Source organism: Natronocalculus amylovorans (assembly GCF_023638035.1).
GTDB classification, from domain to species: Archaea; Halobacteriota; Halobacteria; order Halobacteriales; family Haloferacaceae; genus Natronocalculus; species Natronocalculus amylovorans.
Window position 1 is genome coordinate 155,630 of the sequence record NZ_JAKRVX010000005.1, and the last position, 7,559, is coordinate 163,188.

11 protein-coding genes and 1 pseudogene are annotated in these 7,559 nt (G+C 49.2%); 5 read left to right on the forward strand and 7 right to left on the reverse strand.

Going from position 1 to position 7,559, the window contains the following annotated elements:
• The first annotated feature begins 62 nt into the window (after positions 1 to 62).
• Both AArcSt2_RS12685 and AArcSt2_RS12690 read left to right on the forward strand, forming a co-directional pair.
• Positions 63 to 602 (forward strand): DUF7342 family protein, encoded by a 540-nt coding sequence (locus AArcSt2_RS12685; RefSeq protein WP_250585156.1) that lies wholly within the window; start codon positions 63 to 65, stop codon positions 600 to 602.
• A gap of 5 nt (positions 603 to 607) precedes the next feature.
• Positions 608 to 1,099 (forward strand): hypothetical protein, encoded by a 492-nt coding sequence (locus AArcSt2_RS12690; protein WP_250585158.1) that lies wholly within the window; start codon positions 608 to 610, stop codon positions 1,097 to 1,099.
• Here the strand turns inward: AArcSt2_RS12690 and AArcSt2_RS16740 are convergent.
• The gene (locus AArcSt2_RS16740; RefSeq protein WP_302928944.1) at positions 1,096 to 1,230 is read right to left on the reverse strand and encodes a hypothetical protein; all 135 of its coding nucleotides are present in this window, start codon (positions 1,228 to 1,230) and stop codon (positions 1,096 to 1,098) included. The two genes, AArcSt2_RS12690 and AArcSt2_RS16740, sit on opposite strands and share 4 nt — an antisense overlap.
• 250 nt (positions 1,231 to 1,480) lie before the next feature.
• On the opposite strand from AArcSt2_RS16740, the gene AArcSt2_RS12695 reads away from it, so the two are divergent.
• Together AArcSt2_RS12695 and AArcSt2_RS12700 are read left to right on the forward strand one after the other, a co-directional pair.
• The gene (locus AArcSt2_RS12695; RefSeq protein WP_250585160.1) at positions 1,481 to 3,067 is read left to right on the forward strand and encodes a GAF domain-containing sensor histidine kinase; all 1,587 of its coding nucleotides are present in this window, start codon (positions 1,481 to 1,483) and stop codon (positions 3,065 to 3,067) included.
• Between the two features lie 223 nt (positions 3,068 to 3,290).
• Complete coding sequence (locus AArcSt2_RS12700; protein WP_250585162.1) at positions 3,291 to 3,698, forward strand: HVO_A0114 family putative DNA-binding protein; 408 nt, start codon at positions 3,291 to 3,293, stop codon at positions 3,696 to 3,698.
• A 22-nt stretch (positions 3,699 to 3,720) separates the two neighbouring features.
• Here the strand turns inward: AArcSt2_RS12700 and AArcSt2_RS12705 are convergent, their stop codons facing one another.
• Genes AArcSt2_RS12705 through AArcSt2_RS12715 form a run of 3 tightly spaced genes read right to left on the reverse strand, consistent with a single transcriptional unit; the run spans position 3,721 to position 4,666 of the window.
• Complete coding sequence (locus tag AArcSt2_RS12705; protein ID WP_250585164.1) at positions 3,721 to 3,891, reverse strand: hypothetical protein; 171 nt, start codon at positions 3,889 to 3,891, stop codon at positions 3,721 to 3,723.
• A 5-nt stretch (positions 3,892 to 3,896) separates the two neighbouring features.
• Complete coding sequence (locus AArcSt2_RS12710; RefSeq protein ID WP_250585166.1) at positions 3,897 to 4,388, reverse strand: type II toxin-antitoxin system VapC family toxin; 492 nt, start codon at positions 4,386 to 4,388, stop codon at positions 3,897 to 3,899.
• Positions 4,385 to 4,666 (reverse strand): AbrB/MazE/SpoVT family DNA-binding domain-containing protein, encoded by a 282-nt coding sequence (locus tag AArcSt2_RS12715; protein WP_174654822.1) that lies wholly within the window; start codon positions 4,664 to 4,666, stop codon positions 4,385 to 4,387. The genes AArcSt2_RS12710 and AArcSt2_RS12715 overlap by 4 nt, the downstream gene beginning before the upstream one ends.
• A gap of 305 nt (positions 4,667 to 4,971) precedes the next feature.
• Between AArcSt2_RS12715 and AArcSt2_RS12720 the strand changes: the two genes are divergently transcribed.
• Positions 4,972 to 5,724, forward strand: a complete 753-nt coding sequence (locus tag AArcSt2_RS12720; RefSeq protein ID WP_174654823.1) for an SDR family oxidoreductase — start codon at positions 4,972 to 4,974, stop codon at positions 5,722 to 5,724.
• 117 nt (positions 5,725 to 5,841) lie between these two features.
• On the opposite strand, the gene AArcSt2_RS12725 is transcribed toward AArcSt2_RS12720, so the two are convergent.
• From AArcSt2_RS12725 to AArcSt2_RS12735, 3 genes and pseudogenes are all read right to left on the reverse strand, one after another.
• The gene (locus AArcSt2_RS12725) at positions 5,842 to 6,009 is read right to left on the reverse strand and encodes a PQQ-binding-like beta-propeller repeat protein (RefSeq protein WP_174654824.1); all 168 of its coding nucleotides are present in this window, start codon (positions 6,007 to 6,009) and stop codon (positions 5,842 to 5,844) included.
• A gap of 80 nt (positions 6,010 to 6,089) precedes the next feature.
• Positions 6,090 to 6,650 (reverse strand): annotated as a pseudogene (locus tag AArcSt2_RS12730) (outer membrane protein assembly factor BamB family protein); the annotation flags it as partial.
• A gap of 7 nt (positions 6,651 to 6,657) precedes the next feature.
• A partial coding sequence (locus AArcSt2_RS12735) for an RNA-guided endonuclease InsQ/TnpB family protein (RefSeq protein WP_250585168.1) occupies positions 6,658 to 7,559 on the reverse strand: 902 nt, incomplete at its 5' end.

The window sequence follows — 7,559 nt, forward strand, 5'->3', positions numbered from 1 at the left end:
GTTCTCAATTATATAGAACAAACAAAATTATTTGAGTATTGACCCCGTAAGAGCACCTAGAGATGACTGAATTGGATCCAAAAGCGTGGGAAGACACGTACAGTGGACGTGAGCGTATCCGGATGGTCGTAGAAACACTCGACGAGCCCGCGACGGTCTCTGACATCGCAGAGAGTGCGAATGTTGCATGGGGGACCGCAGATAGCGAATTAACGAATTTGCAGACTAAAAAGAAGGTCAAAGAACACACAACCGATGGAAAAACAAAGTATGGACCTAACCCTGTCCAGATACTCGTCGAAGAGATCTTAGATCTCATTAGTGAAAATACCCGAGCCGAGTTGGAGTCTACTCTTATTACATACAAATCACAAATCGAGTCCTTGCAAGATGAATACGATGTTAAGACGCAGTCTGAACTCCGGGACGAATTTGTGAGAGACGATCGCTCCACAGAGCAACTGAGAGAGATCAGAGATGTAGTATCAACATGGGAAACACTAGAAGCCGAAATCAGTCTCACAAAGCACGCTCTTCAACTCTATGAGGATGTCTCTCGTCTTTCGGATTCAACTGATGATAACCACCCTGTTACTGCATAATATAAATGATTTTTCTTGCTAACAGAGACAGCCTCCGAAACAAACGAGTACACCGTCGAATCGCCAATCGATTTCAGACGGATGCCACATTTGACTCTGTCCAACTCCGAGTTGCAACACATCGTGAACCTGGGCCATATCGAGTCGTTGTAGAGACCGATCCACGGGTGTTGTTGAGCGAGAGTAAATATCCAACGAAGATTGTTCGACTTGAAATTGGATTTGATGTAGAGGGATCTGCTACCCATGATTTCTATTGGTTTAATTGGGTTGAGCCGGAGAGGAATCTCCTTTTTGGCTGGCATCAAGATACTGACCATCCTGAACATGGGGAAGTTCACTTTCAAATTAACCAGCCAGACGTTGAGGTATTCCGTAAGCGCGCTGAATTCCTTAATAAACATCCGATGGCTGTTGTAGAAAGCCGATTAGCTCAGCTTCCAGATATCGTTCGCACAGTGGGTTGCAAAGATGGGCCTCCTTTTGATCTTGACTAGGTATCGACCAACTGCGTTTGTGACGTATGTTCCTCAGTCATCGGCGTGCTGGTATGGCCCTGCTCAATCGCTCGATCGTGAACATCTACCTCAAACGTGAGGCCTTCGAGCAGCGGGTCGAAGTCTTTCACGACAGCAATAATTCGCTCGATCGCTTTTCAACTGCATCATACGCATTCTCAATCCACGCTGGAAACGATCGGTTTGATTCCCACATTGTCATCCCTCGAAACTATATTCTGAGAACTCAGTTGACCCACAGTCAGTGAGAGCAATTTGCTTGTTGGTCGATGACTGATGAACCACAGTGCCGACACTCTACGTAGTGGGAACTCTCCGATCGTTTTTGTGGCTTCAGCACTAAAATTAAATCTCTACATTATGAGCGATCGGTCTGAGTCGATGCGGCAGTCGAAAGCGTACAAACGTCTCTACGACGTCATTCATACCAACGAAGAACCCCTTCACGATCGTCTCGAAAATGCACTTGAAATTGGTGTTGAACATTTCGGTGTCGATGTTGGATATATCACACAGCTGGATCCTGAAAAAGACCACTTAGAGATTATTGTGAGCACCAATTCAGAGACGCAACCAAGTCTCAAAGGGCTTTCAGACACACTCTCAAATACATTTTGTCAACGTACGATCGAAAATGAAGCAGTATTTGCATTTCCAGACGTTTCTACTGTCGGCCTAGAGAATCATCCAGCAACACAAAAATATGGCGTACATTGTTATCACGGTGCCCCGATCGTTGTCGACGGTGAGCCATATGGAACAGTGTGTTTTGCTGCGCAAGCTGCCAGAGAAACAGCGTTTACCGAACAAGAAAAATCATTCAGCCACCTGATTGCGAGTATTGTTGGCTACGAATTTGAGCAACAGGACTACGAATCCAAACTGTCCACACGAGAAGAAGAATTACAAAAACATGCAGAGATCAATCGTGCTCTTACCGATATCAATTTCAATGTCACTTTCCGGACAGATCGAAGTGGACAAATAACATATACATCCTCATCAGCTGAAGAGTTGATCGGCTACACAAAGCGCGAGTTGGAAGGTACGTTTGTTGGATCACTGTACGCCGAAGAGTATGGCTCGATTGACGTCCAAGGTATGCTCGACAGAGCGCTCTCGGGTGAAACTGTTGAGGAGTGGGACTTTCCGATCGAGAAGCGCAATGGAGAGATATGTTATGTTGATTTTCGGGGAGCACCAATCTATGACACTACAGTTACAGTTGAAGATCGATCGACAACTGATATTATCGGCGTCCAAGGGATCATTCGCGATGCAACCGACCGTCGCCGCAGACAAGGCTTCATGAGCGTTATTCATCGCGTCTTACGGCACAACCTGCGGAATGATGTTGGCGTTATTCGAGGGTATTCGGATATGCTTGAACAGACTGTTGCTAATGACGCTGATGCACGTCTAGCACTCGATCGGATTCAAACAGCTGCCGATCGGTTGCTTGATATTAGTGAAACCGCGCAAAATCTTCAGCGCAATGTGAAAACAGCAACTAGTTTAAAAGAAACACGACTAAAGCCGATTCTCAACCGGGTTGTAACGGAAGTTCAGTCGGAATACCCCGCTGCGACGATCAACCTAAATACACCAGTGAATGTCGTTGTATACACATCACCACGTATCGAAACTGCACTGAAAGAACTCATCGAAAATGCTGCAAAGCATAGTGGTGAGTCACCCACTGTACCGATCTCGATCGAGAAAGGACATGAGAGCACAACAATCTTTGTGAGTGATGATGGTCCAGGATTGCCTGAGAGTGAAAAAACGGTGTTAGAACGCGGCAACGAAACACCACTGGTACATGGTACTGGACTTGGGCTTTGGATGGCGTACTGGGCTATAACAAATCTTGATGGGTCGTTGTCTGTCTCTACCACCACAAATGGAACTACAATCGGCGTACAATTGCCAACAGGGCCTCAGTGAATCCAAATTGTTCACTCGAGTACTAGCGATCAGTCTGCAGATTTTGAGGATGCTAACACAGACTTCATACTATTCTTCTTCAAGAAGAGAACCCCGTCGTTTACGCCGTCACCAGAACGCTTGCGTTCTGGTTGCCTGCCAGACCACGTCTGACAAGCACGTGTGAATCCAACAACGACTCCACAATCCTCGTTCAGCAACAATGACTACTCACCACAAAATCATGACAACACTACATATGACGGTTGGCGATCGAGAACAGCTTCGTGAAGAGACACTCCAATTCGTTTCGAATGCTGAAGAACAAAATAGCGATGATCGCCATGTGCTCCAGTTTGGAACATACGACGACCTTGTTTCACACCTCACACCACTTCGTCTGTCGTTAATTCAAACGATCGCAAAAACGCGTCCGACAAGTATGCGAGAAGCAGCTCGTCTTGTCGATCGGGATATCTCTGACGTCCACTCTGATCTTAAACAACTCGAAGTGCTTGGTATTCTCTCACTCAAGGAAGGTGGACCTAGCGGCACAGTCCAGCCTGTCGTCTCCTTCGACCACATCGAAATGCACATTGATTATTCGTTGCTCGACGATCGTGACGCAGATAGCGCACCTGCAAGTGTATAGCTCTGTCTTGACGAGATGATCATCAACCATTTATTAACGTTTTCCCAACACCAGTATCATGGTACTCTTCTGCCGTCCAATCCGGCTCAACATGGATTCCAAGATCGATGTCACGGGAACCGATGTAGCCACGTCCATGTTCATGTTGGAATCCTTGATCGGCATGTAGAGTCGGTAACAGCGCGGAAGCCAACAGCTTCAGTCGCTTGTGCCTGGTTCAGGATAGACCGTCAGTGTTGGGAAATATGTCTCGTAGAAGCCAGTATCGAAGGTTACCAATCCATCTCCATCGACACTCGCGTGTCCACCGATGAGAAAGTCCGCCGCGATATGCTGACGCGGGGCGATATTTTCATTACACTCATTGCAGCGGACAGATTGTTTCATTCCGCAAGATGGACACTGAAGACCATCTGGCCTCCGAACAGTGTACTGCTGGAATTGCTCGCCTGCTCGGAACAACGCCTCTCGTGATGGCTCAGCGAGCTGGATACTGAAGTCCGTAAGAAACTGATCCAGTTCTGACGCGGTATCGAAGTGCCCATCGGCAGAAAGTTCGGCGTACACGATCGGCGTGATCACAACTCGTCCCTTTTGATAGACGCGGCGGAGTTCCGCTTCGCTTGTATCAGTATGTTCGTCTTCGTACAAAAGTGCGAGAAGAGCGTTCGTATCGACTGCCGTAATCACGCATCTACTCCCGACTCAGTGTCTTTTTTGATACCGATATCACGAGGGTACTCACCACGGAGCCGGCGCATACGCTCCGGCATTGTCTCGTCGCTTTCGGCGCTACCACGGTGTTTTTCGAAGGGATCATCTCCGTCTGCCGTGGTTGGTTGTTTCTTTTCAATCTTGTATCCAGACCCAAACTCTTCGAAGGTTATCTCATCACCGGGTTCAATGCCGAGTTCGTCCCGAATTGCCTTGGGGATGGTGACTTGACCTTTAGTGGTAACGCGTGGCATATCTTTACTAAAGAAGTAATACTTAATAAGTATTACTGCGCATCACATACCACTCTTTGAACAGCAACATCAGCAGACAAAAATACAGCTGTGTGACATCCTCTCCGCCGTAAACAGCGTCACAAGACGCTTGCGTCTTGTTGGCCAATCAGAACACATGTGTTCTGATGACGGAGCTTCCCACAAGCGGAGGCTTGCTGGTTTGGGAGATTTACACAAAGTCAAGGAGAAAGCCCACGACTTTAGTCGTGGGTGGATGTCAAGGGCATCAACCATATAACAGCTAACCACCTGTATTATTCATCGTGAACACACAGGATCGTAGGACAAACGGTGTTGTACTAATCACTGGAGCGAGTTCTGGTATCGGTGCCGAAACAGCTCGTCGGTTTGCAGGCTCCGGTATGGATGTTGTACTCGCTGCACGCAATGAGGGATCGCTAGCAGCTGTTGCAAAAGAGTGCGAGGCCTCGGGTGTCGATACACTAACCGTCCCAACAGATGTGACAGATCATGAAGCTGTGGATGCTCTCATCGATGCAACACTCGAACGGTTCGGTCAGCTTGACACTGCAGTGGTGAATGCCGGCATCGGAGAAACTCGCGACGTGCCAATTTCGGATCTGCCGATCGAACAATTTGAACGTGTAACGGAGACAAACGTCAACGGTGCATATTATACCACCCAGTCAGTGCTTCCAGCATTACGTGAAACAGGTGGATCGATCGTATTTGTTGGTAGTTATAAAGGAAAGTATCCCAGTACCTCGACACCAGTGTATGCTGCGTCGAAGTGGTGGCTTCGTGGATTTGCGCTCAGCGTTGCCGGACAGGTGGGGCCTGACGGTGTCGGTGTCACACTCGTTAACCCATCCGGTGTCACCACACAGTTCGGTTCGGAATATCGTGAACACGTGAATGAAGTTGCCCTTGATAGCGCGACTACCTTGGATGCATCCGATGTCGCCGATGCGATCGTCTACGCCGCAGACCAAGATCCTCCAGCGACAGTCACAGAACTCGACCTGAATCGCCGTGATATCTTCGATCGATTCTGATACGGCGCTAAAATTATCTCCTGAGTGTTGGACTCCTCCCACCCGTAAGCGGGTGAGCTTCTGCCTTGTTAGTTAAGTCGATCTTTCAGTGTCGTGATAATCTGATCTGCTGTGCTACTAGTGATGATGACCGAGTGTCTGTTGTTTGACTCGTGAGCCGTCGCTGGACCCATTCCCGTCTATTTCAAGCGCATAGAGACTGTTGTCATAGCTACCAACGTAGAGTGTCCCGTCAACAACAGTTGGTGATGACTGGACGTGATTTCCAGTCTCAAACCGCCACACCTCGGTGCCATCGGTATACCCTCAATGGCGTAAAGATGACTGTCGTCGCTTCCGATGTAGACGGTCCCGTCAGCGATCGTTGGTGAAGAATAAATATCTCCTTCGGTCTCAAACACCCACTCTTCGGTTCCAGTTTCGCTATCAAATGCGTAGACAGATCCGCCCTTACTCCCGATGTAGACCCTCTCATCGAAGACAGTGGGCGACGACCAGATCTCGTCTCCAGTTGCAGCCTGCCACTGTTCAGTTCCGTCGGTCGCTGCGAGCGCATAGAGGTTAGTGTCGTAACTCCCGATATAGACGGCCCCGTTGACAACCGTCGGCGAGGAGTAGACATCGCTTCCGGTTTCGGTAGCCCACTGCTCAGATCCATCTGCAGCGTTGATCGTGTAGACTGTCCCGTCTGTACTTCCAATATAGACGACTCCACTGACAACAGCTGGTGACGACACAACAGCTCCATCAGTTTCAAATTGCCACTGTTTGGATCCATCGGCCTTTGAGAGCGCATAGACTGTCCCATCCGTGCTTCCAACATAGACGAGTTCGTCGGAGACTGTCGGTGATGATGTCACCTGATTGCCGGTCATAAACTGCCACTCGTCGGAGGCACCTGTGTTTGTCTCAATTGTGTGAACCACCTCGGGGTCAAGCCCCGAGGCTTCCCGTTTCCACGACGCGCTTTGCAGACACCGAATGAGTGTCCGTAGGGAGCGCAGTCTCCACAGGCGTTGATTCGGGCCATCCCAGCCCTACTTCAGAAAAGCCTCTCTGCAAGACGTTCAACGAAGCGTTCGCGTCCCGGTCGCACTCGAACCCACAACTTGGGCATGCGTGTTCCCGGACCCAGATAGGTTTCACCGTCTCCACACCACACGACGCACACTCTTTGGTCGTTCCTCGGGCCTCTACTTGGACAACGTGTGTACCGTACAAGTCGCCTTTGTATTCGAGGAGCGTGATGAACTGACGCCACGCCGCATTCTGTTTGTTGTGAGCGTTGCCCTCACCCTGAAGCATACTCTGAACGTGCAGGTCTTCTACGAACACGGCGTCGTACTCTTTGACGAGCCACGTTGTGAGTTTGTGCTGGTAGTCTAGCACCTGCCGACGAATACGACGCTTGGCTTTGGCGACTTTCAGGCGTTGTTTCTCGTAGTTGTTCGAACCTTTCTGCTTTCGCGAGAGTTTGCGTTGCTCTCGTCGGACTCGTTCGTAGTCGTCTTCAAGATCGAGCCAGTCCACAGTCTTCCCATCCGACGTGTGGATGTAATTCAGGATGCCGAGGTCGATTCCGATGCTGTTGCTCGTATCGATCGAGTCCACATCGGGTTTCTCAGGCAAGTCAGTGTCATCAGTTTCGAGTCCAAAGGAGACGAACCATTCGCCAGTTGTTTCCTTCTTGATGGTGACTTCCTTAATCTCGGCGTGGTCAGGGATTTCGCGGTGGTAGCGAATCTGCACATCTCCTACTTTGGAGAGTTCTAACGTTGCATGTCGGCCACTCGTGTTTTTGAGTTCGAAGCCGGATTGCGAATACGTCATACTCT

Bases quoted from the DNA above. Each gene is read 5' to 3' on its own strand.
- AArcSt2_RS12690 (WP_250585158.1), top strand. From the start codon at position 608: ATGATTTTTCTTGCTAACAGAGACAGCCTCCGAAACAAACGAGTACAC.
- AArcSt2_RS12700 (WP_250585162.1), top strand. From the start codon at position 3,291: ATGACAACACTACATATGACGGTTGGCGATCGAGAACAGCTTCGTGAA.
- AArcSt2_RS12685 (WP_250585156.1), top strand. From the start codon at position 63: ATGACTGAATTGGATCCAAAAGCGTGGGAAGACACGTACAGTGGACGT.
- AArcSt2_RS12715 (WP_174654822.1), bottom strand. From the start codon at position 4,666: ATGCCACGCGTTACCACTAAAGGTCAAGTCACCATCCCCAAGGCAATT.
- AArcSt2_RS12695 (WP_250585160.1), top strand. From the start codon at position 1,481: ATGAGCGATCGGTCTGAGTCGATGCGGCAGTCGAAAGCGTACAAACGT.